Here is a 22,599-nt window from a genome sequence, read left to right on the forward strand (position 1 = left end):
TTCCTCGTGAGCAGGCGGCGGCGCGGACCGGCTGCCCCGGTAGCCGGTCCGCTTACCCTTCCCTCTGCGGTCAGTAGCCGTTGTGGCCGTGACGGTCGCCGCCCTCGTGGTGGTCGCCGCCGAAGTCGCCGTGTTCGTCGCCGTGCCGGTCGCCGTGCCGGTCCCCGAACCCGTGGTCGCCGTGACCGGACGAGCCGTGGTTGTGGTCGCGGCGCATCGCAGGCAACAGATTGCTGAAGATGGCCATGGTGTTCCTCCCGAAACTTGCTTCATAGGGGATACGGGGGAGGAAGCGATATGGATGGCGGTCCGCGGGACAAAAGTGAAAAAAGCTCGGCATGCTCAGCCGAGCCGCGCCGCGAGTCCCCCGGTGCACCGCACCTCGTCACCGGCCGTGATCAGCAGCCCCTCCACGTCCGGCAGCGACTCCAGGAAGGCCAGCCCGGCCCGCGACCCCATCGCGAACGCCGCCGTGGCCCAGCAGTCCACCCACGTCAGCCGCGGGCCCACCACCGTCACCGCCACCAGGTCCGTCACCGCCGACTTGCCCGTCCGCGGATCGACGATGTGGGCGCCCCGCTCCGCCGTGCCCGAGGTGGCGACCGACAACTCGGGCACGCCCGCCGCGGAGATGACCGCCGCCAGCCCGCCTGGCCGCAGCGGATCCGCGATGCCCACCCGCCACGCCCGCGTGGGCTCCGGCGCGCCGAGCATCTGCACGTCGCCGCCGCCGTTGACGCTGACGCCGCTGACCCCGGCCACCCGGGCGAGCGCCCGGGCCGCCCGCTCCGCCGACCAGCCCTTGACGATGCCGGTGGGATCGAGCCGGCCCCGGTAGCGCGTGCTGAACCAGCCGTCGCTCACCCGCTCCGCCTCGGCCGCCAGCTCCAGCACCTCGGCGACCTCGGGATCGCACTGCGCGACCTCGATCTCCGCCCGCGCCAGCCGGGACACCTGGCTGTTGTCGCGGTAGGTGCTGAACACCTCGTCGACCCGGTGCAGCCCGGCCACCGCCTCCTCCAGGGCGGCCCGTACCGCTTCCGGATCCCCGCCGCGGACGTCGAAGGAGAAGACGGTCCCCATGACCTCCTCCGCGTGCCGCACCGCGGCGGGAGCCTCCGCGGGCTCCGCCACCGCCTCAGCCACCTGCCTGGTCCAGCGCCGACTGCAGCGACTGCTTGTAGCCGGTGCTGGTGTAGGTGGCGCCGGAGACGGAGTCGATGTTCGCGTTGCCGGCCGCCACCGCCTCCTTGTTGAGCTGCGGCACGGCCAGCGCCGTCTTCTGGTCGCTGAGACCGCCCTTGGGCGCCTGGACGGCCTCCGCCTTGGTGATCTTCCCGCCCGCGACGGTGATCCGGACCTGGACGGCCCCGTACTGGGTCTGCGCGACCTGCCCGGTCACCGTCTTCGCCTGCGCCTGCGCGGACCCCGACGAAGAGGAACCCGAGGAGGAGCCGGAGGAGGAGCCCGAGGAGGACGACGAGGAGGCCGCCTGCTTCATCTTGTCCAGCGCCGACTGCAGCGACTGCTTGTACCCGGTGCTCGTGTACGTCGCCCCGGACACGGAGTCGATGTTCGCGCTCTGCGCCGCCACCGTCTCCTTGTTGAGCTGCGGCACCGACAACGCGGTCTTCTGGTCGCTGGTGCCGCCCTTGGGCGCCTGGATCGCCTGGGCCTGGGTGATCTTGCCGTTGGCCACGGTCAGCCGGACCTGCACGACCCCGTACTGCGTCTGGGTCGCGGCCCCGTCCACCGTGGTGGCGCCGGCGGCCCCGGTGCCGCCCTGCGGCGACTCCTGCCCGGCCGCCGCGGCCGACGGCGCCGCGCCCGCCGCGGACGCGGCCGCCGGGTCCGACGACGGCTTCAGCGACAGCAGCAGCACGACACCGGACACGGTCGCCGCGGTGGCCAGCACCACCCGCCTGATGGGGTGACTCTTCCTCATCGTTCCCGAACTCCCGATTCCCTGGATTCCCGAGTGGTCCCGTCGCTCACATCTCGAACGACTCGTGATGGATGCGGCGGGCGGGAACCCCCGCGCCGCGCAGTGCTTCGTACACGCCCTGTGCGAACCCGGGCGGGCCGCACATGAAGACGTCGTGGTCGTCGATGTCCGGGATCTTCCGCTGGAGGTTCTCCGCGGAGATGTCGGGACGCTCGCCCTCCGGACTGTTGACCGCGTACATCAGCCTGGCCCCGCGCTCCTCGGCGATCTTCGCCAGTTCGTCCCACAGGGCCAGGTCCTGGGTGGTGTTGGCCCGGTAGAGCAGGGTCAGGTCGCCCGCGGCGCCGGGCAGCGTCTCGAACAGCGCCCGCATGGGCGTGATCCCGACGCCGCCCGCCACCAGCAGGACCTTGCCGCGGCTGCGCCGGGACGCGGTCATCGCGCCGTACGGCCCTTCGGCCCACACCTTGGTCCCGGGCCGCAGTTCACGCAGCCGCGCGCTGTGGTCGCCGATCGCCTTGACGGTGATCCGCAGCATGTCGGGGCGGGGGGCCGCCGACAGGGAGTACGGGTGCGAGCTGAACCGCATCCCGGGCGCCAGGAACCGCCAGCGGAAGAACTGGCCGGCCTCCGCGCCCATCCGGTGCAGCTTGCGCCCGCCGATCAGCACCGACACGATGCCCGGCGTCTCCTCGATGACCGCCTCGACCCGCATCCGGTGCCGCAGGTTGAGCCGGATCGGGGTGAGGATCCGGTACCAGACGACCAGCAGGGTGACGGTGCCGTAGAGGCCGTACCAGAAGGTCTTGGCGGCCGGGGTGAGGGCGAAGTCGTTCCCGGTGGTGATCTGGTGCCAGAACGTCAGGAACACCGCGCCGTACGTGAGCACGTGCACGTGGTACCAGGTGTCGTACGGCAGCCTGCGCCGGACCGGGCCGATCGAGGTGAGGCCGATGACGACGAAGAGACCGGTGCCGATGGCGGCCTTGCCCATGTCGGGCAGCTGGTTGATGGAGTCGATCGTCTGCTGGACGATGTCGTTCAGCGTCTTGCCCGCCTGCAGCGCGTAGCCCCACATGATGAGGAACACGTGCGCGAAGACCAGGCAGAGCGTGTAGCGGCCGCTCATCGCGTGCCAGCGGGCGACGCGGTCGGAGCCGACCCGCCGCTCCAGCGCCGGCACCCGGGCCATCTGCAGCACGACCAGTGCCATCAGGTAGCCGGCCAGCAGACCGGTGATACGGCCCGCGTTGAGTATCTTGCCGTTGGTGTCGGCGATGGACGGGGTGTTGTGCCACCACAGCCAGAGCACGGCCGCCGCGCCCGCCCACACGGCGAGCAGCAGCGGTACGGCCGGGGAGCGGCGCGGGCGGATGCGGCGCATCGTCTGGCGGCGGGCGGCACGTCCGCCTGCGAGTGTGGTGGTCACGGTTCCTCCGTGGGGAATTGACCCTTGGCCCACAGGTACGTGCCGTACCGCCTGATTGTTCAGAGTCCCGCGGAGTCGAGTGCGGACTGGAGTGACTGCTGGTAACCCTCGCTGGTGTAGGTGGCCCCGGAGACGGTGTCGATGCTCGCGCTCTGCGCCGCCAGCGCCTCGCTGCGCAACTGCGGCAGGGCATAGCTGTTGATCTGCTGGTCGTGCGGGTTGTCCTGCGGGTACTGGACGGCCGTCACATCGGTGATCTTGCCGCTCTTCACGGTCACCCGGACCTGGACGGGCCCCCAGCGGGTCTGCACGGTGTTGCCGGTGACGGTCCTGGTGCCGGTGCCGGTGCTGCCGGACTTGCCCGACTTGCCGGAACCGGTGCCGGTGCCGGAGCCGGCGGTCGCGCCCGGTGTGGCGCTCGCGCTGCTCGACGGCGCCGGAGCCGCCGAGTCCGTGATCACCGTCGGGCTGGTGTGCGGCTTCAGTGCCAGCAGCAGCACGATCCCGGAGACGGTCGTGGCACTCGCCAGCATGACCCTGCGCAGGGGGCGGTTCTTGTTCAGTGCGTGCACGGCAGCGGCCTCACAGCTCGAAGGACTCGTGGTGGATACGGCGGTCGGGCACCCCGGCGGCCCGCAGCGCGTCGTACATCTCCTGGGCGAAGCCGTGCGGACCGCAGATGTAGACGTCGTGTGCGGCGAGACCGGGGAAGGTGGCGCGCAGCGCCTGGGCCGTCAGGGCGGGGCGTTCGCCCCGCGGGCCGTTGAGGGCGTAGAGCACCCGGGCCCCGCGCCACCGCGCGATCGCCTCCAGCTCGCCGCCCAGCGCCAGGTCCTCCGCCGTGCGGGCCCGGTAGAGCAGGGTGACCTCGCCGGGCAGCGTCTCGAACAGCGCCCGCAGCGGGGTGACGCCGACCCCGGCCGCGATCAGCAGGGAGCGCCGGGCGGTGGCCCGGTCGGCGGTGAGGGAGCCGTACGGGCCCTCCGCCCACACCCGGGTGCCGGGCCGCAGCAGCGGCACGGCCGCGCTGTGGTCGCCGAGCGCCTTGACGGTGATCCGCAGCAGGTCGCCGCGCGGCGGCGCGGACAGCGAGTAGGGCGTGGACGTCCAGCCCATGCCCTCGCCGCCGAAGAACCGCCAGCGGAAGAACTGCCCTGCCTGGGCGCCCAGTGCGTCGATCCGCCGCCCTCGGATCACGACCGAGTACACGCCGGGCGCCTCCTGCTGCACGGACTCCACGCGCAACCGGTGCCGGAGGTTGAGCCGGACCGGCGCCAGCACCCGGAACCACAGCACCAGGGCCGCGGCCCCCAGGTACAGCGCGTACCAGAAGGCGGTGGCGACCGGCTTGCCGTTCAGGTCGTTGCCGAGCGCCAGCTGGTGGCCGAAGGCGAGGAAGACGGCCGCGTAGGTCAGCAGGTGGACGTAGTACCAGAACTCGTAGCTGGTACGACGGCGCACCGCACGGGCCGAGGTGATGCCGACCGCGAAGAGGATCGCCGTGCCGGCGGTCGCCTTGAGCATCTCCGGATAGTGCAGGACGACGTCGACCGCCTCGCGGACGACCCCGGCATGGTCCTGGGCCGCGTACCCGGTGAGGATCAGCACGACATGCGCGACCAGCAGGCACACCGTGTACCGGCCGGCCATCGCGTGCCAGCGGGCCACCCGGTCCGACCCGACCCGCACCTCCAGCAGCGGCACCCTGGCCATCAGCGCGACCAGCACCGCACAGGCGTACCCGCACAGCAGTCCGGCGATCCGCCCGGCCCCGGTCAGCCAGCCCGCGGCACCGACGATCGAGCCGGTGTCGGACCACCACAGCGCGAGCACGGCCGCCGCCCCGGCCCACAGCAGGGTGAGCACGGCGACGGCGGGGGAGCGGCGCGTGGCCACGGCGTGCGCGGCCGGGGCCGTGCGCCGTTCGTCCACGGTCGTCATGAGGGGCGTCCTTTCTCCGGTCAGGACGCCCACTGTGCAGCGCGAACCTCTGAGGGACCTCTGAGCGGGCCCGTCCCAGCCCACTCAGAGGAAACTCAGAGCACCTCCGGGCACTGCTCGCCGCCCGGAGGAGAGATGCTGGTAGACGCGATGAACACCACCCGCTCCGGCCGTCCCGCCCTCACCCGCCCCGACGGCACCCCGCTGCGCGTCCTCGTCGTCGACGACGACCCCGACCTCGCGGAGGTGCTCACCGGCGCCCTGCGCTACGAGGGCTGGCAGGTCCGCGCCGCGGGCGACGGCGCCACCGCGCTGACCGCGGCACAGGAGCTGATGCCCGACGCGGTGGTCCTCGACGTGATGCTCCCGGACACCGACGGCTTCGCCGTGCTGCGCTCGCTGCACCGGGTCAAGCCGGACGTCTGTGTGCTCTTCCTCACGGCCCGGGACGCCGTCGAGGACCGGATCGCCGGTATCACCGCGGGCGGTGACGACTACGTCACCAAGCCGTTCAGCCTGGAGGAGGTCGTCGCCCGGCTGCGCGGCCTGCTGCGCCGGGCCGGCATGGCCCGCCAGCAGGAGGACGGGCCCCGGCTCACGGTCGGCGACCTCACCATGGACGAGGAAGCCCGCGAGGTCACCCGGGCGGGTGAACTGATCGAGCTGTCCCCGACCGAGTTCGAGCTGCTCCGCTTCCTGATGCGCAACCCGCGCCGGGTGCTCAGCAAGGCCCAGATCCTCGACCGGGTCTGGTCCTACGACTTCGGCGGCCGGGCCCACGTCGTCGAGCTGTACATCTCCTACCTGCGCAAGAAGGTGGACGCGGGCCGCGATCCCATGATCCACACGGTCCGCGGCGCGGGTTACGTCCTCAAGCCGGTGACCAGGTGAATCCTCTGCGACGGCTACGGCACCTGCCCCGCCCCCGCTTCCCCCGCACCCTGCGGGCCCGCCTCACCGCGGGCCTGGTGGTGCTGCTGGCGGTGAGCTGCGCGGCCGTCGGTGTCGCCGCGGTGGTCGAACTGAACGGCTTCCTCACCGGCCGCGTCGACCAGCAGCTCCAGCAGAGCGGCCCGAGCTTCCCGCAGTCCCTCGAACACGGCAGGATCAAACCCAGCGACCGGGACGGCGACGAGCACGGCGACACCCGCCGCCAGGCCGCCGGCACCTTCGGCGCGCGCCTGGTGAACGGCCGGATCACCAACGCGGCCCTGATCCCCGCCGACGACGATCCGGACCTGACCGTCGGTCTCACCGCACGCGACCGCACGGCCCTGGCCGAGGTGCCGGCGAACGGCAGGGGACACACCGTCCGCCTGCGGTCGATCGGCGACTACCGGATCGTGGCCTGGACCGGCCTCGACGGCGACGTCCTGATGACCGGGCTGCCCCTGGAGCCCGTGCACGCGACCGTGCACCGGCTGGAACTGGTCGCCGCGGTGGTCTTCGGTCTCGCCCTGGCCGTGGCCGGGGTGGCCGGCGCCTTCTGGGTCCGCTGGTCCCTGCGCCCCCTGAGCCGGGTCGCGGCCACCGCCACCCGGGTCAGCGAGCTGCCCCTCGCCAGCGGTGAGGTGGCACTGCCGCCCCGGGCGCCCGAGTCCGACCCCCGTGGCGAGGTCGGACGGGTGGCCACCGCCTTCAACCGCATGCTCGGTCATGTCGAGGACGCCCTCACCAAACGCCACGCGAGCGAGGAACGCCTGCGCACCTTCGCCGCCGACGCCAGCCACGAACTGCGCACTCCGGTCGCCTCGGTCCGCGGCCACGCGGAACTCGCCCTGTTCCATCCCGGCCCGGTGCCGCCCGAGATCACCCGGGCCCTGGAACGCATCGCCGCCGAGTCCGCGCGCATGGGCGAGATGGTCGACGACCTCCTCCTGCTGGCCCGCCTGGACGCGGGCCGCCCCCTCGAACGCACCCCGGTGGACCTCACCCGACTGGTCCTGGACGCGGTGACGGACGCCCGCGCCGCCGGCCCGGACCACCGCTGGTCCCTGGACCTCCCGGAGGACCCGGTCACGGTCCCGGGCGACACCCACCGCCTCCACCAGGTGCTGGCCAACCTGCTGGCCAACGCGCGCCTGCACACACCGGCCGGTACGAAGGTGACGGTGACCCTGGAGACGGACGGCGGACGGGCGGTCCTGCACGTCCACGACGACGGTCCCGGCATCCCGGCCGACATCCAGCCGGGCGTCTTCGAACGCTTCACCAGGGCGGAACACCGCCGCCGCCAGGACGCGACGGGGGCAGGAGCGGGCCTGGGGCTGTCGATCGTGGCGGCGGTGGTGGAGGCGCACGGGGGGACGGTGACCCTGGAGAGCCGTCCGGGCGCGACCACCTTCACGGTGGAACTGCCGACGACCCCTGCCGCCTAGCGGCAGGGCGGTCAGTACCGGGTGAGCGCCGTGTTCCCGGTCGCGGTCCCCACGGCGATGTGCGGTCCCTTCCTCGGGTCGACCCACTGAAGGATCCGCCGCATCGCGTCCCGGGGCACCGACACACATCCAGCGGTCGCGCCCGCCCCGTTGACATGGAGGAAGATCCCGGCCCCCCGGCCCCGCACCGGTTTCCGGTAGTTGAACCCGATCACCAGCGCGTGGGCGTACTGCTCCGGGTACGACGACAACCGCTCCGACTCCGCGGCCCGGCAGTCGCCCGGCAACGGCTCCACCCAACGGTTGTAGGAGGCCGAACCGGTGTCCTGGCACCACCAGGAACCCGCGGTCACCGCGCGGTACTCGACCAGGGTCCCGGTCGGCGCCGCCCGCAGTCCGAAGCCGAACGGGAGGTCGTACAACCCCGTAGGGGTGGTGTTGGTGTCCTGTTTCCGTGCGGCCCCCTCGACCAGGCCCTTCGCCCCGAACCGGGCAGCGGCGGAGCCCTCCTTCACCCAGCCGCCGCCCCGGCGCTCCCACCAGGTCAGGGTCCCGGAGGTCGCGCTCGGCGCGGACGCCTCGGCGGTGATCAGCTGGCTGCCGCCGCCCGTGTCGGCCATCAGGGCGGGCAGGGGCGCGGGGTCCCCGGTCCCGGGAGCCGCACCGAGCAGCAGCAGGCAGGCGGAGACGAGGACGGCGGGGAGGCCTGGGCGCATGGCTCAGACCGTAGGCGCGGGCAGCGGCGCCGGCAGCCGGGGTGGGCCGTCCGGGGTGCCACGGCGCCGGGCGCCGTGCGTCGCCGGACGTCACCGTGGCCGCCCCGGCCGGCGCTGTACGCGGGGCGGCCACGGCTGCCTGTCACGTCACTTGGTGAGCGTGCAGGCGGCCAGGGAGTCGAGGCCGGTCGGCTTGGCGGCGGTACGGCCGATCGAGATGGCGATGCGGTCGATGGTCGACTTCCGCTTGTCCGCCAGCGGGCCGAGGATCGCGTTCTGCACGAAGTTCGGGCCGCCCTGGCCGACCGTGCTCTGGAGCCGGTTGTTGGCCTCCTGGATCTGCGTCTGGAGGAGCGTGAGGTTACGGGTGACCTCCGCCTGCGCGGTGGCGGGGATCGCCGGCAGCTTCGAGGCGACGTCCGGGCAGCTGATCGTGCCCACCGCGCTGTTGCCGGCGTTCGTCCCGGCGTTGCCGGCCGACTGCTGCTGGTTGGCCGCCTTGCCCGGCGCGGCGGAGGCCGCCGTCGAGCCCGTCGCCGTACCGGCGCCGGTGTTCGTGTTCGTGCCGCCCGCGTTCAGGGTGCACGGCGCCAGCGCGTCCAGACCGGTCGGCTTGGCGGCCGTACGGCCGATCGCCGTCGCGATCCGGTTGACCGTCGCGACACGCTTGTCCTTGAGGGGACCGAGGATCGCGTTGTTCACGAAGTTGGGCCCACCCTGGCCCACGGTGTCGACCAGCCGCTTGTTGGCCTCCTGGATCTGCGTCTGGAGGAGCGCGAGGTTGCGGGTGACCTCCGCCTGTGCGGTGGCGGGGATCGCCGGCAGCTTCGAGGCGACGTCCGGGCAGGTGATCGTGCCGGGCGAGGCGGCGAAGGTGCGGGCGTTGGCGGTACCGCTGCTGTTGTCCGGCGTTCCGGCCAGGGCCGAACCGGCGATGACCGCACCGGACAGCGCCACGGCGGCGGCACCGCCGATGATCGCGACACGACGCTTGTTGTACTTCGGAAGAGCCCTGGACATGCGGATGCCTCACTTGGGTCAGAGGTGGGTTTACAAACGCGGCGCCAGCGTTCAGGGATGGGTACGGGTAAGCGGTTTCGTTTGTTCAAACCTTTCTGAGAATCCGTCCGCGACCCCGGCGGATTGACGAATCATGCATTGCTCTGCATACTCATGCATAGTAAGCGGATGTACGGGAGGAGGGACCCATGACCGAGCGCGTCGTACTCGCCTACTCGGGCGGGCTGGACACCTCCGTCGCCATCGGCTGGATCGCCGAGGAGACGAACGCCGAGGTCATCGCCGTCGCGGTGGACGTCGGCCAGGGCGGCGAGAACCTGGACGTCATCCGCAAGCGGGCCCTCGCCTGCGGGGCGGTCGAGGCCGAGGTCGCCGACGCCAGGGACGAGTTCGCCGAGGAGTACTGCCTCCCGGCGATCAAGGCCAACGCCCTCTACATGGACCGCTACCCGCTGGTCTCCGCGCTCTCCCGGCCGGCGATCGTGAAGCACCTGGTCGCCGCCGCCCGCAAGCACGGCGCCACCACGGTCGCCCACGGCTGCACCGGCAAGGGCAACGACCAGGTCCGCTTCGAGGCCGGCATCGTCGCCCTGGCCCCCGACCTCACCTGCATCGCCCCGGTCCGCGACTACGCGATGACCCGGGACAGGGCCATCGCCTTCTGCGAGGCGAAGAACCTGCCGATCGCGACCACCAAGAAGTCCCCGTACTCCATCGACCAGAACGTCTTCGGCCGCGCCGTGGAGACCGGCTTCCTGGAGGACATCTGGAACGGCCCGATCGAGGACGTCTACGAGTACACCCAGAACCCCGCCACCCCGCGCGAGGCCGACGAGGCGGTCATCACCTTCGACGCGGGCGTCCCGGTCGCGATCGACGGCAGAGCGGTCACCGTGCTCCAGGCGATCCAGGAACTCAACGAACGCGCGGGCGCCCAGGGCGTCGGCCGCATCGACATGGTCGAGGACCGCCTCGTCGGCATCAAGTCCCGCGAAGTGTACGAGGCTCCGGGCGCGATCGCGCTGATCACCGCCCACCAGGAGCTGGAGAACGTCACCGTCGAGCGCGAACTCGCCCGCTACAAGCGGCAGGTGGAGCAGCGCTGGGGCGAACTCGTCTACGACGGCCAGTGGTTCTCCCCGCTCAAGCGCGCCCTGGACGGGTTCGTCGACGAGGCGAACCAGCATGTCACCGGCGACATCCGGATGACCCTGCACGGCGGCCGCGCGGTCGTCACCGGCCGCCGTTCCGAGTCCTCCCTCTACGACTTCAACCTCGCCACCTACGACACCGGCGACACCTTCGACCAGGCCGCGGCCAAGGGCTTCATCGACATCTACAGCCTGTCGTCGAAGATCGCGGCCAAGCGGGACCAGGCATAGCGAGACCAGGCACAGACAGGCACAGATCTGCGAGGATCTGGCCCACCCGTCAACCCTCTCTAGGAGCAACGCAAGTGAGCAGCAACAGCGGTGACGTACGGCTCTGGGGCGGCCGTTTCGCCGACGGTCCCGCCGAGGCCCTGGCGAAGCTGTCCGCGTCCGTCCACTTCGACTGGCGGCTCGCGCCCTACGACATCGCCGGTTCCCGCGCCCACGCCCGCGTGCTGCACAAGGCGGGCCTGCTCACCGAGGACGAGCTCCAGCGCATGATCGCGGGCCTGGACCAGCTGCAGGCCGACGTCGCCGCCGGCTCCTTCGTGGGCACGATCGCCGACGAGGACGTCCACACCGCCCTGGAGCGGGGCCTCCTGGAACGCCTCGGCCCGGACCTCGGCGGCAAGCTCCGCGCCGGCCGCTCCCGCAACGACCAGGTGGCGACCCTCTTCCGGATGTACCTCCGGGACCACGCCCGGGTGATCGGCGGCCTGATCGCCGACCTCCAGGACGCCCTGATCGGGCTCGCCGAGGCCCACCCGGACGTGGCGATGCCCGGCCGCACCCACCTCCAGCACGCCCAGCCGGTCCTCTTCGCCCACCACGTGCTGGCCCACGTCCAGTCCCTGTCCCGGGACGCGGAGCGGCTGCGCCAGTGGGACGAGCGCACGGCGGTCTCCCCGTACGGGTCCGGCGCGCTGGCCGGTTCCTCCCTGGGCCTGGACCCGGAGGCGGTGGCGGCCGACCTCGGCTTCGAGCACGGCAGCGTCGGCAACTCGATCGACGGCACGGCCTCCCGCGACTTCGTGGCGGAGTTCGCCTTCATCACCGCGATGATCGGCGTGAACCTCTCCCGGATCGCCGAGGAGGTCATCATCTGGAACACGAAGGAGTTCTCCTTCGTGACCCTGCACGACGCGTTCTCCACCGGCTCGTCGATCATGCCCCAGAAGAAGAACCCGGACATCGCGGAGCTGGCGCGCGGCAAGTCGGGCCGCCTGATCGGAAACCTCACCGGCCTCCTGGCCACCCTGAAGGCGCTGCCCCTCGCCTACAACCGCGACCTCCAGGAGGACAAGGAGCCGGTCTTCGACTCCTGCGACCAGCTGGAGGTCCTGCTCCCCGCCTTCACCGGCATGATGGCCACCCTCACCGTCAACCGCGAGCGCATGGAGGAACTGGCCCCGGCCGGCTTCTCCCTCGCCACCGACATCGCCGAGTGGCTGGTCAAGCAGGGTGTGCCGTTCCGCGTGGCCCACGAGGTGGCCGGCGAGTGCGTGAAGGCCGCGGAAGCCGAGAACAAGGAACTGGACGAACTGACGGACGACCAGTTCGCGAAGATCTCCGCCCACCTGACCCCCGAGGTGCGCACGGTCCTCAACGTCCCCGGCGCCCTCGCCTCCCGCAACGGCCGCGGCGGCACGGCCCCGAGCGCGGTGGCGGTGCAGCTGACCGAGGTCAAGGCGGACGTGGCCCGGCAGCACGAGTGGGCCGACGCGAAGAAGTAGAACTTCAGTTCCCCGCGCCCTGAAAGGGGCGCGGGGAACTGCGCGAGCAGCCCCACCCACCCGCACGCGCCGACGCACCGCACCCCCCGAGCTGAACGGCGAACCGAAGGGCGTCACGGGTTACGTTGGTCAATAGCCCGACGCAGCCGACCGAACCGGAGCCCGCGATGCCCCTCGCCCGCCTGGCGACCGCAACGACGCCGACCTGCCACATCGGCCTGGGCCTCGCCGCGGTCGGCCGCCCCGGCTACATCAACCTCGGCCGCGAGGCGGACCTCGGCGAGAACCGCAGCGTGGAAGCCCTCCGCGCCCGCACCCACGAACTCCTCGACGCCGCCTACGCCCAGGGCGTCCGCTACGTCGACGTCGCTCGCTCCTACGGCCGCAGCGAGGAGTTCCTCGCCGGCTGGCTCACGGCCCGACCGGAGCTCACCGACGTGGTCGTCGGCAGCAAGTGGGGCTACACCTACACCGCCGACTGGACCACGGACGCCGAGAAGCACGAGGTCAAGGACCACAGCGTCGAGACCTACGACCGCCAGCGCGCCGAGACCGCGGAACTCCTCGGTGACCGGCTCGACCTCTACCAGATCCACTCGGTGACCCCGGACAGTCCCGCCCTCACCGACAAGGAACTCCACGCCCGCCTCGCCGAAGCGGCGGCCGGCGGCCTCACCGTCGGCTTCTCCACGAGCGGCCCCGCCCAGGCCGACGCCATCCGGGCCGCCCTCGCCGTCACGGTCGACGGCGAGCCCCTCTTCCGTGCGGTCCAGTCGACGTTCAACGTCCTGGAGACCTCGGCGGCCGCCGCCCTGGCCGAGGCGCACGAGGCCGGACTGACGGTGATCGTGAAGGAGGGCATGGCCAACGGCCGGCTCGCCGCCCCGCACGCCCCCGACGCGGTACGCGCCGTGGCCGAGGAGACCGGCCTCGGCTGTGACGCCGTGGCGCTCGCGTTCGTACTGCGCCGGCCCTGGGCCGGAGTCGTCCTCTCCGGCGCGGCGACACTCGCCCAGCTGGCCTCCAACCTGCACGCGGCCGTGGTCGACCTGGACGAGGACCAGCTGACCCGCCTCGCCGCCCTCGCCGAGGACCCCCGGGCCTACTGGGAGCACCGCGGCAGCCTGCCCTGGCACTGAGCCGCGGAGTTCCCCGCCACCCCCGCGAGCCCCCCTGCCCACCACCCATGAGTCACGCATGCCCGTCATGAGACAAATCTGTCTCATCTGCGCTACTCTCGTCTCATGCCCCTCGATCGTGACCACGTCCTCCGCAGCGCCGCGGCCCTGCTGACCCGTAAGTCCACGGCGACCATGGACGAGGTCGCCAAGGCCGCCGGGATCAGCCGGGCCACGCTGCACCGCCACTTCGCGGGCCGCGACGCGCTGGTCCGCGCGCTGGAGGCGCTCGGTATCGCGGAGTGCGAGGCGGCCCTGGACGCGGCCCGCCTCGACGAGGGCCCGGCGGCCGACGCCGTGCACCGCCTGGTCCGCGCGATCGAACCGGCCGCCGGCCTGCTGGCCTTCCTGTACACCGAGAACCAGCTGTTCGAGGGCGACGGACAGAACGCGGGCTGGACCCGGATCGACGACCGCATCGCGGCCCTCTTCCGGCGCGGACAGCGCGGCGGCGAGTTCCGCATCGACCTCACGCCGGCCTGGCTCACCGAAGCGCTGTACGGCCTGCTGGCCTCCGCGGCCTGGGCGGTCTCCGAGGGCCGCGTCGCGCCCAAGGACTTCACCCACATGATCGTCGAGCTGCTGCTCGGCGGCGCACGAAGAAGAGAGGAACCATGACCAGCGCCCTGCAGCCGGCGGTCGCCACGAAGACGGAGAAGCGCCCGGGCCGGTGGCTCGCGCTCTGCGTGCTCGTGCTCGCCGTGCTGCTGGTGGCCGTCGACGCCACCGTCCTCGGCCTCGCGACCCCCTACATCAGCGAAGACCTCGACCCGTCCGGCACCCAGCTGCTGTGGATCGGTGACGTCTACTCGTTCGTCATCGCCGGTCTGCTGGTCTCCATGGGCAGTCTCGGCGACCGCATCGGCCGCAAGCGGATCCTGCTCTGCGGCGCGACGGCGTTCGGCGCGATATCCGTACTGAACGCCTACGCGACCACACCCGGGATGATGATCGCAGCCCGCGCCCTGCTCGGTGTCGCGGGCGCGACCCTGATGCCGGCGACCCTCGCCCTGATCCGCAACCTCTTCCACGACCCGCGCGAGCGCAGTCTCGCCGTCGGCGTCTGGGGCGCGGCGGCCTCGGCCGGTACCGCCGTCGGCCCGATCGTGGGCGGTTTCCTGCTCGAACACTTCTGGTGGGGCTCGGTCTTCCTGATCAACCTGCCGGTGATGGTGGTCCTGGTCCTGGTCGGCATCCGGACGCTCCCCGAGTCCCGCAACCCCGACCCCGGACCCTGGGACCTGATCAGCGTCGCCCTGTCGCTGGTCGGCATGATCGCCCTCGTCTACGCGGTGAAGGAGGCGGCGGCCCACGGCCTCACCGCGGTCACCGCCGCGGCCGCCGTGCTCGGAGCCGCGGCCCTCCACGGCTTCGTGCGCCGTCAGCTCACCATGCCCAGGCCCCTGCTGGACATGCGGCTCTTCCGCAGCCGCGGCTTCAGCGGCGCCGTGCTGGCCGACCTGCTGACCGTGCTCGGCATGTCGGGCCTGGTGTTCTTCCTCTCCCAGTACCTGCAACTGGTGCAGGGCCGACCCCCGTTCGAGGCCGGCCTGGCCGAACTCCCGGCCGCCGTCGGCGCGGTGGGGGCGGGCCTGGTGGCCGGCCGCGCGGCCCGCCGCTACTCGGTGCGACTGGTGGTCTCCGGCGGCCTGGCGGCCGTGGGCGTGGCCCTGGCCGCGCTGACGACCCTGTCCCGGTCCACCGGCTACCCGGTTCTCGGTGCCGCCCTCCTGGTGGTGGGCGTCGGCGCGGGCTTCTCCTTCACGGTCACGGCGGACGTGATCCTCTCCAGCGTCCCCAAGAACCAGGCGGGCGCCGCCTCCGCGGTCTCCGAGACGGCGTACGAACTGGGCGCGGCGCTGGGAATCGCCCTGCTGGGTTCGATCGTGATGGGCGCCTACCGTGGTTTCCCGGGCCCCACGGGCACCCCGGCCGCCGCCCACGAGTCCCTCGGAGCGGCGGTGGAGGCGGCGCGGACCATGCCCACGCCGACGGCTGCCGACATGCTGACAGCGGCCCGCGACTCCTTCGTCCACGGCCTCCACCTGGCGTCAGGAGCGGGAGCGGCGGTCCTCCTTGCGACGGCCGCGGCGGCGTGGTTCCTGCTCAAGGGGCAGAGACTGGAGGGCGCCGGGTGAACCACCGGCACCTCACCTCTTGTACCCCAGCACCGTCATCATCCCGCTCTCCGAGTGGTACTGGTTGTGACAGTGCAGCATCCACAGCCCGGGGTTGTCGGCATCGAAGTCCAGCACGAGCTTGCGGTGCGGCAGCACGATCGTGGTGTCCTTGCGCGCCCCGGTCGAGCTGATCCCGTTGACCGAGAACGTGTGTCCGTGCAGGTGCATCGGATGCCACATGTCGGTCGCGTTGACGAGCGTCAGCCGCACCCGCTCACCGGCCCGCACCGCATGCCGTTCCCGCACGTCGTACGGCTTGTGGTCGAACCCCCAGTCGTAACGCTGCATCGAGCCGGTGATCCTGATCCGCAGATCGCGGTCGGGAACCCGGTCGTCCATGGCGACGGAGTCGGCCGGCAGCAGCCGGCGCGCCGGCACGATCTCGCGGTCGAGCTCGTTCGGACGGGCGTCCGGCGCCGGAAGGTTTCTGCCCTTGTCGGTCCGCAGGATCGCCACCCCCTTGCCCTTCTTGCCCTCGGCGAGCGCGACCAGGGGGAAGACCCCGTCCTTGGCGGTGACCAGCACGTCGTACCGCTCGGCCATGCCGATGAGCAGTGCGTCGGTGCGCGTGTGCTGCACGGGATAGCCGTCGGTGTGGGTGATCGTCATGGGGTGGTCGCCGAGCGCCACCCGGAACGCCGTCTCGGAGCCCGCGTTGATGATCCGGATCCGGATGCGGTCGCCGGGGCGGCAGCGGAAGACGGAGGGGTCGGTACGCAGCCGTCCGTTGATCAAATAGTGGGGGTAGTTGACGTTGCCGCCCTCACCGTGGAGCAGGCGGCTGTGGGAGTCGCGCAGCACCCGGTCCGGCCCCGCCGCGCGCCTGGCCCCGGACGCCGCCGCCGCCGCCGACGCCGACGGCGACCCGGACCGCGACGCGGAAGCGCTCGCCGATCCGTGCGGACCGGCGCTGTGCCCGGCCGGGCCCATCCCCATGCCCGTCCCCATCTTCATGCCGCCGCCCGGCTTGAGCTGTTCGAGCACCTGCTCGGGGTTGGAGCCCTCGACGCCGTCGAGCCAGTCGTCCAGGACGACGATCCATTCCTTGTCGTACTTGAGCGGTTCCCTCGGGTCGTCGACGACGAAAGGCGCGTACAGGGCCCGGTCGGGCTGCATGCCGACGTGCGAGTGGAGCAGGTACGTCCCCGGGTGGGCGGCGGTGAAGCGGTAGACGAAGTCCGTGCCCGGCGCGATGGGTGCCTGGGTCAGGTCCGGGGCGCCGTCCATGTCGCAGCGCAGCCGCACCCCGTGGGCGTGCAGAGTGGTCTTCTCGACCAGCCGGTTGCTGAGGGTCAGACTCAGGACGTCACCGGCGGTGACCCGCACCAGCGGCCCCGGCACCGACTCGTTGTACGCCCAGCTGTGCACGGACCGTCCGCCCAGGTCCAGCGTGCTCTCGGCGGCCGTCAACCTGACCATGCGCACCGGCCCCGAGCCCCGCTTGCGCTCGGCCGCGAGCACCTCCGGGTCCGACGGGTTGACATACCCCTTGGGTCCCTGGGGGACGAACGCTGCGGTGCCGGCCGGGTGCCGCGGGCCGGAGCGGGGTTCGGAGCCGGAGCCGGAACATGACGCCAGGAGCCCCGCGCCTGCGGCAGCGAACGGAGCACGGAGCAGGGTACGCCGAGAAGGTTTCTGCATATCTGAATAAGACATGCTGTGTGCTCATATGCCAGGTAAATGCGAAGGAATGACCGATGTGTCGGACCAGATTCCACCGGCAGGCGGACGCCGGACAACCCCGGCCGGATGTCAGGCGGATGGCAGACAAAAGGGCACGGACCAACGGTCCGTGCCCATCCCTCGAAAGAGTGTCAGACGCTCGCCCGTGCTCAGGCGGCCTTCGCCTTCGTGGCGTACATGTCCACGTACTCCTGACCGGACAGCCGCATGACCTCCGCCATCACGGAGTCGGTCACGGCCCGCAGCACGTAGCGGTCCCGGTCCATGCCCTCGTACCGGGAGAACTCCATCGCCTCGCCGAACCGCACGGTCACCTTGCCGGGCCGCGGCATGCCCTTGCCGCCGGGCTGGAGCTTGTCCGTGCCGATCATGGCGAACGGCACCACGGGCGCGCCGGTCATCAGCGTCAGCCGCGCGATGCCCGTGCGGCCCCGGTACAGCCGGCCGTCGGGGGAGCGGGTGCCCTCCGGGTAGATCCCGAAGATCCTGCCCTCGTCCAGGACCCGCTTGCCGGTCATCAGCGCGGCGACCCCGCCGCTCGCGCCGTCCCGGTCGACCGGGATCATGCCGACACCGGTGAAGAACCAGGCCATCAGCCGGCCCTTGAGGCCCTTACCGGTGACGTACTCGTCCTTGCCGATGAAGAACACCTGCCGCTTGCTGACCAGCGGCAGGATCATCGAGTCGATGAAGGTCAGGTGGTTGCCGGCGAGGATGACCGGACCGTCCCCCGGGATGTGCTCCACGCCCTCCGCCCGGAGGCGGAACATCAGGCGCATGATCGGTCCGAGCACTGCCTTGATGAGCGCGAAGCGGGACAACGGGCCCTCCGATGTCGAGTGGCGGTATGAGTCTGTGCAGGTGAGGACATTACTCGCGGCTCCGTGGGAAGCGCACATCGGGTACGGCCGGTTCACCGAGGTCTTACGTAGTGTTGACGCTGGTTTACCTGCGGTGGTGCCCCGGCGGCACGCCTCCACCGGGCGGCGGCCATGTGACGGAAATCGCCGACGGTCCGTCATCCCCGCCGTCCAGCAGCCATACGGCGTCACCCGGCCGTTGGGCCGGCCGTCTCCCGTCGGTCACGTCCGCACCCCTACGATCGGCGCGCATGCGAGAGGGCGGACGGCAGGAGAGCGCTCATGGACAGCAACGAATCGAACGAGCGGACCCGGGCGGGCGGCATGACCGGGCGGCGGGCGCTGCTCGGCGCCGCGGTGCTCGGCGCCGGCGGTGCGGTCCTCGGACTGCCCGGTGCCGCCAGAGCGGCCGAGGCGCAGCAGGCCGGACACGGCGGCGGGCTCAAGAGCCTGCCGAAGCCGACCGTCATCGGCCACCGCGGCTCCAGCGGCTACCGGCCGGAGCACACCTTCGGCTCCTACGACCTGGCCCTCGACCTCGGCGCCGACGTGGTCGAGGCCGGCGACCTGGTCCCCACCAAGGACGGCCACCTGGTCTGCCGTCACGAGCCCGAGATCGGCGGCACCACGGACGTCGCCGACCACAAGGAGTTCGCCGACCGCAGGACCACCAAGACGCTGGACGGCGTCCCCACGACCGGCTGGTTCACCGAGGACTTCACGCTCGCCGAACTGAAGACGCTGCGTGCGGTCGAGCGCATCCCCGCCAACCGCCCGCACAACACGCTCTACAACGGCCGCTGGGAGATCCCCACCTTCGAGGAAGTCCTCAAGTGGCAGGACGAGCAGACCCGCAGGCGCGGCAAGCAGGTCTGGATCTACCCCGAGACCAAGCACCCCACCTACTTCCGCGGGCTCGGCCTCGGCCTCGAGGAGCGGGTCGCCAAGCTGCTGCGCAAGTACGGCAAGGACAAGCGGAACTCGCCGGTCATCCTGCAGTCCTTCGAGCCGACCAGCATCCAGCGCCTGAACACGCTGGTCGACAACCCGCTGGTCGTGCTGCTGTCCGCCGCGAACACCCGGCCCTACGACTTCGTGGCCACCGGTGACCCGCGCACGGTCGCCGACCTGATCACGCCGAAGGGCCTGCGGGAGATCGCCGGTTACGCGCAGGGCATCGGCCCGACCCTCGACCTGATCATCCCGAAGGACGCGGGCGGCAACCTCACCGAGCCGAGCACGCTGGTCGCGGACGCGCACAAGGTGGGTCTGGTCCTGCACCCCTACACCATGCGCAACGAGAACCCGTTCCTGCCGCCGGCCTTCCGCAAGGGCAGTGCCCCGGACGCCTACGGCGACGTCTTCCCCGTCTTCCGGGCCTACTTCGCGACGGGCATCGACGGTGTCTTCACCGACAACGCCGACACCGCCCTGCTGGCCCGCGCCGACTTCGTCAACGGCTGAGCCACCGCCCCCCGTTCGGGGTGTCTCCCGGCCGTCCCGGCAACCTGCCCCGGGGCGGCCTCGTCGTTCCGCGTATGACGCACGACCTGGTCGCCGCCCTGCGCCCGCTGCTCACCGCCGAGGCCCGCGCCGAGGCGCATGCCTCGGGGAGCGACCCCGGCGACCTGGAACAGACCGTCTGGCTCCGCCTCCTGGAGCGCCTGGAGGCCCACGGCCCGCCCCGCGCCCCCGAGGACTGGCTGCGCCGGGCCGTCCGCGCGGAGTCCCGCCGCACCCGCCGCAGAGCACGCCATGAACGGCCCTACGGCACCGAACCCGCCGACCTCACCGCGGCCGGCCCGGAGCAACTCGCCCTCGCGGCCGCCCACCGCCGCGCCCTGCGCGCCGCGGTCGCCCGTCTGCCCGGCCGCTGCCCCCGCCTTCTGCAGGCCCTGTTCTCCCCGCGGGACCTGACATACCGGGAGGTCGCGGGGGAGTTGGGTATCTCACAGGGCAACCTTGGGCCGGAACGTTCCAGATGTCTGGGATGTCTGCGCCGATTGTTGACGCCGGAGGTTGCGGCCCGCGAAGCGCGGGGATAGGAGTGAGAACGACAGGTGATCAGGTGAGCGGGAGGCGTGCGCACATGGGCATGAGCGTGACCATCTCGGTGGCGACCGAGCATGACGCGGAGCAGATCTTCAGGCTCCAGTACCTGTGCTTCCAGAGTGAGGCGGCGCTGTACGGCAACTACCGCATCGACCCGCTCGTGCAGAGCCTGGACTCGGTCCGCCAGGAGGTCGCCGCCGACTGCGTCTTCGTGGCGCGCCTCGGCGAGGAGGTCGTCGGCTCGGTCCGCGGCAAGATCACCGAGGACGGCGCCGCTGCCATCGGGAAGCTCTGCGTCCACCCCCGCCTCCAGGGTCACGGCATCGGGGCGCGGCTGTTGCGCGCGGCCGAGTCGGCGCTGGTCGAGGAGCGCGGCGCCAAGAAGTTCCGCCTCTTCACCGGCCACCGCAGCGAGGGCAACCTCAGGCTGTACAGGAGGGTCGGCTACGAGACGGTGGGCACGTCGAAGGGCGCGGACGGCGTCCCGATGATCGTCCTGGAAAAGCCGGCCACCACGTACGCGACAACGGCTTGACGCACGCTCCTCAGGCGGCTGCCCCCTTGGCGCCCTTCCGCAACCAGTACAGAGCGGAAACCGGCAACAGCACCGGAATGAACACGTACCCCATCCCGTAGTCCGACCACACGGTCGCGTCCGGGAACGCGGAACCGTCGACGACGGTCCACGTCCCCACGATCAACACCCCCGCGAGCTCGGCGGCGCAGCACGCCTGCGCCACCCTGCGGGCCGTCTCCCCGCCCCGCACCAGCGTGTACGTGATGAACGCGTACACCACCCCCGCCACCGCCGACAGCGAGTACGCGAGCGGCGCCCGGTCGAACTCGGTGGCGATCTGGTACGCGGACCGCGACACCGCCCCGACCACCATCACCCCGTAGAACCACACGAGCAGCGTGCCCGGCCCACTGGTGAGCCGCTTCGGCTTCTCTTCCACAGCCGTCATCTCAGCCTCCCCAGATGTCATAGAGCCGCACCTCCAGCACCGCCAGCACGACACCGCCGGCGGCGACCGTCACCGACCCCCACCGGGTCCGCTCGGCGAGCGACATGAACCCCGCGGCCGGCACACACGCGAACGCCCCCAGCAGATAGGCCACGAAGATCGTCGTCCCCTGGTCCGGCTTCCCGCCCCGGGCCAGCAGCACGATCCCGGCCACCAGCTGGACCAGCGCCAGCACCGTCACCACGGCCATCCCGATGAAGTGCCAGTCCTTCGTCGGCTGGTCCCGGTACGCCGCCCACCCGCACCACACGGCGAGCAGCAGCGCGGCGACACCGGTCGCCAGCAGCAGGGCATTGAGCATGCCGTGACCTTATTACGGCCGAAAGGGCGCGATGCCGTCGCCCCTGCCGTACGCCGTAGGGTCGGGAGCATGACGATCCACGCACAAGCCCTGCTGTTCGACAACGACGGCACCCTCGTCTCCACCCTCGCCTCGGTCGACCGCTGCTGGACCCGATGGGCCGTCGAGTACGGGATCACCCCCGAGGAGTTCGCCCGCGTTGCGCTGCACGGCCGCCCCGCCGCCGAGATCGTCGCCGACCTGCTGCCCTCGGCCCGCGTGCCGGAGGCCGTCGCCAGGGTCGAACAGCTGGAGGTGGACGACGTCCCGGGCGGCGTCCACCTGCTCCCCGGCACCGCCGCCCTGCTCGACTCCCTGCCCGCGGACCGCTGGGCCGTCGTCACCTCCGCCACCCGCCGGCTGGCCGAGGCCCGGCTGGCCGCGGTGGGGATACGGCCGAAGACGCTGGTCTGCGCCGACGACGTCACCCGGGGCAAGCCCGACCCCGAGCCCTACCTCCTCGCCGCCCGGCAGCTGGGTGTCGATCCGGCCGACTGCGTCGTCTTCGAGGACGCCCCGGCCGGCCTCCGGGCGGGCCGCGCCGCCGGGATGACCACCGTGGCGTTGACCACAACCCACCAGCCGCACGAGCTGGTCGCGGACCTCGTGGTGCAGGACCTCTCGGCCTTGTCGGTGCTGGTCACCGACCGGGGCGTGGAGATCGCCGAACGCGTGTGACGGGTGTCCGCCGCTGTCCAGCATGCGGACAGCGGCGGCCTGTCAGGACCGTCGGTCTGGTTTACTGATCGCATGACCACGACGAGCGACCGCACCCCGGTGACCGAGGCGACCATGACGCCCGGTGCTCGTTGTATGTGTCGAATGTGCGCCTTCTAGAGGGCCCCCGCACCACCCCAGAGCTCGCGCCCCGAAGCGAGACAGGTGGCATGTCCGTACGACGCCCCGACGCGCGTATGTGACGCAAGCCGCCCCCGCGCACATGTTCTCCCCGGTTCAGCGCCTCCGCG

The 22,599-nt window shown here is 71.7% G+C and carries 23 protein-coding genes; 11 read left to right on the forward strand and 12 right to left on the reverse strand.

All coding sequences use genetic code 11. The features are described from left to right. Positions 1–70 precede the first annotated feature (70 nt). The 6 genes from ACZ3KP_RS20440 to ACZ3KP_RS20465 form a co-directional block, all read right to left on the reverse strand. Positions 71–247 (reverse strand): hypothetical protein, encoded by a 177-nt coding sequence (locus ACZ3KP_RS20440; protein ID WP_467501144.1) that lies wholly within the window; start codon positions 245–247, stop codon positions 71–73. Between the two features lie 95 nt (positions 248–342). Beyond that, positions 343–1,083 (reverse strand): FAD:protein FMN transferase, encoded by a 741-nt coding sequence (locus ACZ3KP_RS20445; protein ID WP_467501283.1) that lies wholly within the window; start codon positions 1,081–1,083, stop codon positions 343–345. A 55-nt stretch (positions 1,084–1,138) separates the two neighbouring features. Beyond that, positions 1,139–1,945: an FMN-binding protein gene (locus ACZ3KP_RS20450; RefSeq protein ID WP_467501145.1), complete on the reverse strand. Its 807-nt coding sequence runs from the start codon at positions 1,943–1,945 to the stop codon at positions 1,139–1,141. Between the two features lie 46 nt (positions 1,946–1,991). Then, positions 1,992–3,374: a ferredoxin reductase family protein gene (locus ACZ3KP_RS20455; RefSeq protein ID WP_165939376.1), complete on the reverse strand. Its 1,383-nt coding sequence runs from the start codon at positions 3,372–3,374 to the stop codon at positions 1,992–1,994. A 59-nt stretch (positions 3,375–3,433) separates the two neighbouring features. Then, on the reverse strand, positions 3,434–3,946 hold the full coding sequence (locus tag ACZ3KP_RS20460) for an FMN-binding protein (RefSeq protein WP_467501146.1): 513 nt from the start codon (positions 3,944–3,946) through the stop codon (positions 3,434–3,436). Positions 3,947–3,956: 10 nt separating this feature from the next. After that, on the reverse strand, positions 3,957–5,315 hold the full coding sequence (locus tag ACZ3KP_RS20465) for a ferredoxin reductase family protein (RefSeq protein WP_467501147.1): 1,359 nt from the start codon (positions 5,313–5,315) through the stop codon (positions 3,957–3,959). 150 nt (positions 5,316–5,465) lie between these two features. Between ACZ3KP_RS20465 and ACZ3KP_RS20470 the strand changes: the two genes are divergently transcribed. Further along, on the forward strand, positions 5,466–6,206 hold the full coding sequence (locus ACZ3KP_RS20470; RefSeq protein WP_358978402.1) for a response regulator transcription factor: 741 nt from the start codon (positions 5,466–5,468) through the stop codon (positions 6,204–6,206). Beyond that, complete coding sequence (locus tag ACZ3KP_RS20475) at positions 6,203–7,693, forward strand: sensor histidine kinase (protein ID WP_467501148.1); 1,491 nt, start codon at positions 6,203–6,205, stop codon at positions 7,691–7,693. The genes ACZ3KP_RS20470 and ACZ3KP_RS20475 overlap by 4 nt, the downstream gene beginning before the upstream one ends. An 11-nt stretch (positions 7,694–7,704) precedes the next feature. On the opposite strand, the gene ACZ3KP_RS20480 is transcribed toward ACZ3KP_RS20475, so the two are convergent. Both ACZ3KP_RS20480 and ACZ3KP_RS20485 read right to left on the reverse strand, forming a co-directional pair. Then, on the reverse strand, positions 7,705–8,409 hold the full coding sequence (locus ACZ3KP_RS20480; protein ID WP_467501149.1) for a L,D-transpeptidase family protein: 705 nt from the start codon (positions 8,407–8,409) through the stop codon (positions 7,705–7,707). A 147-nt stretch (positions 8,410–8,556) separates the two neighbouring features. Then, positions 8,557–9,429 carry a hypothetical protein gene (locus ACZ3KP_RS20485; protein ID WP_467501150.1) on the reverse strand — a complete coding sequence of 291 codons (873 nt, stop codon included), beginning with the start codon at positions 9,427–9,429 and terminating at the stop codon, positions 8,557–8,559. 188 nt (positions 9,430–9,617) lie between these two features. Here ACZ3KP_RS20485 and ACZ3KP_RS20490 point away from each other — a divergent pair, with 188 nt between their 5' ends. From ACZ3KP_RS20490 to ACZ3KP_RS20510, 5 genes are all read left to right on the forward strand, one after another. Next, positions 9,618–10,811 (forward strand): argininosuccinate synthase, encoded by a 1,194-nt coding sequence (locus tag ACZ3KP_RS20490; protein WP_467501151.1) that lies wholly within the window; start codon positions 9,618–9,620, stop codon positions 10,809–10,811. A 74-nt stretch (positions 10,812–10,885) separates the two neighbouring features. Then, positions 10,886–12,313: an argininosuccinate lyase gene (gene argH / locus ACZ3KP_RS20495; protein ID WP_467501152.1), complete on the forward strand. Its 1,428-nt coding sequence runs from the start codon at positions 10,886–10,888 to the stop codon at positions 12,311–12,313. A 167-nt stretch (positions 12,314–12,480) separates the two neighbouring features. After that, positions 12,481–13,452: an aldo/keto reductase gene (locus tag ACZ3KP_RS20500; RefSeq protein WP_467501153.1), complete on the forward strand. Its 972-nt coding sequence runs from the start codon at positions 12,481–12,483 to the stop codon at positions 13,450–13,452. A gap of 105 nt (positions 13,453–13,557) precedes the next feature. Further along, positions 13,558–14,109 carry a TetR/AcrR family transcriptional regulator gene (locus tag ACZ3KP_RS20505; protein WP_358978199.1) on the forward strand — a complete coding sequence of 184 codons (552 nt, stop codon included), beginning with the start codon at positions 13,558–13,560 and terminating at the stop codon, positions 14,107–14,109. Beyond that, complete coding sequence (locus tag ACZ3KP_RS20510; protein WP_467501154.1) at positions 14,106–15,629, forward strand: MFS transporter; 1,524 nt, start codon at positions 14,106–14,108, stop codon at positions 15,627–15,629. The genes ACZ3KP_RS20505 and ACZ3KP_RS20510 overlap by 4 nt, the downstream gene beginning before the upstream one ends. Before the next feature lie 12 nt (positions 15,630–15,641). Here ACZ3KP_RS20510 and ACZ3KP_RS20515 read toward each other — a convergent pair whose 3' ends face one another. Next, positions 15,642–17,312, reverse strand: coding sequence for a multicopper oxidase family protein (locus tag ACZ3KP_RS20515; RefSeq protein ID WP_467501155.1), 1,671 nt, complete (start codon positions 17,310–17,312; stop codon positions 15,642–15,644). 191 nt (positions 17,313–17,503) lie between these two features. Further along, complete coding sequence (locus ACZ3KP_RS20520; protein ID WP_132889212.1) at positions 17,504–18,175, reverse strand: lysophospholipid acyltransferase family protein; 672 nt, start codon at positions 18,173–18,175, stop codon at positions 17,504–17,506. A 321-nt stretch (positions 18,176–18,496) separates the two neighbouring features. On the opposite strand from ACZ3KP_RS20520, the gene ACZ3KP_RS20525 reads away from it, so the two are divergent. The 3 genes from ACZ3KP_RS20525 (at position 18,497) to ACZ3KP_RS20535 (ending at position 20,801) form a co-directional block, all read left to right on the forward strand. Then, a complete protein-coding gene (locus ACZ3KP_RS20525) occupies positions 18,497–19,678 on the forward strand; it encodes a glycerophosphodiester phosphodiesterase (RefSeq protein WP_467501156.1) in 1,182 nt (393 codons plus the stop codon). Positions 19,679–19,752: 74 nt separating this feature from the next. Then, the gene (locus tag ACZ3KP_RS20530; RefSeq protein WP_467501157.1) at positions 19,753–20,259 is read left to right on the forward strand and encodes a sigma-70 family RNA polymerase sigma factor; all 507 of its coding nucleotides are present in this window, start codon (positions 19,753–19,755) and stop codon (positions 20,257–20,259) included. A 44-nt stretch (positions 20,260–20,303) separates the two neighbouring features. Next, complete coding sequence (locus tag ACZ3KP_RS20535) at positions 20,304–20,801, forward strand: GNAT family N-acetyltransferase (RefSeq protein ID WP_358978189.1); 498 nt, start codon at positions 20,304–20,306, stop codon at positions 20,799–20,801. Between the two features lie 10 nt (positions 20,802–20,811). Here ACZ3KP_RS20535 and ACZ3KP_RS20540 read toward each other — a convergent pair whose 3' ends face one another. Continuing rightward, positions 20,812–21,231, reverse strand: a complete 420-nt coding sequence (locus ACZ3KP_RS20540) for a hypothetical protein (RefSeq protein ID WP_467501158.1) — start codon at positions 21,229–21,231, stop codon at positions 20,812–20,814. 1 nt (position 21,232) lies between these two features. Beyond that, entirely contained in the window at positions 21,233–21,592 is a 360-nt protein-coding gene (locus ACZ3KP_RS20545; protein ID WP_132889216.1) for a hypothetical protein, read from the reverse strand. A gap of 69 nt (positions 21,593–21,661) precedes the next feature. On the opposite strand from ACZ3KP_RS20545, the gene ACZ3KP_RS20550 reads away from it, so the two are divergent. Continuing rightward, positions 21,662–22,309 carry an HAD family hydrolase gene (locus tag ACZ3KP_RS20550; protein ID WP_467501159.1) on the forward strand — a complete coding sequence of 216 codons (648 nt, stop codon included), beginning with the start codon at positions 21,662–21,664 and terminating at the stop codon, positions 22,307–22,309. Positions 22,310–22,599: the final 290 nt, after the last annotated feature.

The organism is Streptomyces sp. NPDC020958 (assembly GCF_055562175.1).

Bases quoted from the DNA above. Each gene is read 5' to 3' on its own strand.
- ACZ3KP_RS20440 (WP_467501144.1), bottom strand. From the start codon at position 247: ATGGCCATCTTCAGCAATCTGTTGCCTGCGATGCGCCGCGACCACAAC.
- ACZ3KP_RS20445 (WP_467501283.1), bottom strand. From the start codon at position 1,083: ATGGGGACCGTCTTCTCCTTCGACGTCCGCGGCGGGGATCCGGAAGCG.
- ACZ3KP_RS20450 (WP_467501145.1), bottom strand. From the start codon at position 1,945: ATGAGGAAGAGTCACCCCATCAGGCGGGTGGTGCTGGCCACCGCGGCG.
- ACZ3KP_RS20465 (WP_467501147.1), bottom strand. From the start codon at position 5,315: ATGACGACCGTGGACGAACGGCGCACGGCCCCGGCCGCGCACGCCGTG.
- ACZ3KP_RS20470 (WP_358978402.1), top strand. From the start codon at position 5,466: ATGAACACCACCCGCTCCGGCCGTCCCGCCCTCACCCGCCCCGACGGC.
- ACZ3KP_RS20480 (WP_467501149.1), bottom strand. From the start codon at position 8,409: ATGCGCCCAGGCCTCCCCGCCGTCCTCGTCTCCGCCTGCCTGCTGCTG.
- ACZ3KP_RS20485 (WP_467501150.1), bottom strand. From the start codon at position 9,429: ATGTCCAGGGCTCTTCCGAAGTACAACAAGCGTCGTGTCGCGATCATC.
- ACZ3KP_RS20490 (WP_467501151.1), top strand. From the start codon at position 9,618: ATGACCGAGCGCGTCGTACTCGCCTACTCGGGCGGGCTGGACACCTCC.
- ACZ3KP_RS20500 (WP_467501153.1), top strand. From the start codon at position 12,481: ATGCCCCTCGCCCGCCTGGCGACCGCAACGACGCCGACCTGCCACATC.
- ACZ3KP_RS20505 (WP_358978199.1), top strand. From the start codon at position 13,558: ATGCCCCTCGATCGTGACCACGTCCTCCGCAGCGCCGCGGCCCTGCTG.
- ACZ3KP_RS20510 (WP_467501154.1), top strand. From the start codon at position 14,106: ATGACCAGCGCCCTGCAGCCGGCGGTCGCCACGAAGACGGAGAAGCGC.
- ACZ3KP_RS20515 (WP_467501155.1), bottom strand. From the start codon at position 17,312: ATGCAGAAACCTTCTCGGCGTACCCTGCTCCGTGCTCCGTTCGCTGCC.
- ACZ3KP_RS20525 (WP_467501156.1), top strand. From the start codon at position 18,497: ATGGACAGCAACGAATCGAACGAGCGGACCCGGGCGGGCGGCATGACC.
- ACZ3KP_RS20530 (WP_467501157.1), top strand. From the start codon at position 19,753: ATGACGCACGACCTGGTCGCCGCCCTGCGCCCGCTGCTCACCGCCGAG.
- ACZ3KP_RS20535 (WP_358978189.1), top strand. From the start codon at position 20,304: ATGGGCATGAGCGTGACCATCTCGGTGGCGACCGAGCATGACGCGGAG.
- ACZ3KP_RS20540 (WP_467501158.1), bottom strand. From the start codon at position 21,231: ATGACGGCTGTGGAAGAGAAGCCGAAGCGGCTCACCAGTGGGCCGGGC.
- ACZ3KP_RS20545 (WP_132889216.1), bottom strand. From the start codon at position 21,592: ATGCTCAATGCCCTGCTGCTGGCGACCGGTGTCGCCGCGCTGCTGCTC.
- ACZ3KP_RS20550 (WP_467501159.1), top strand. From the start codon at position 21,662: ATGACGATCCACGCACAAGCCCTGCTGTTCGACAACGACGGCACCCTC.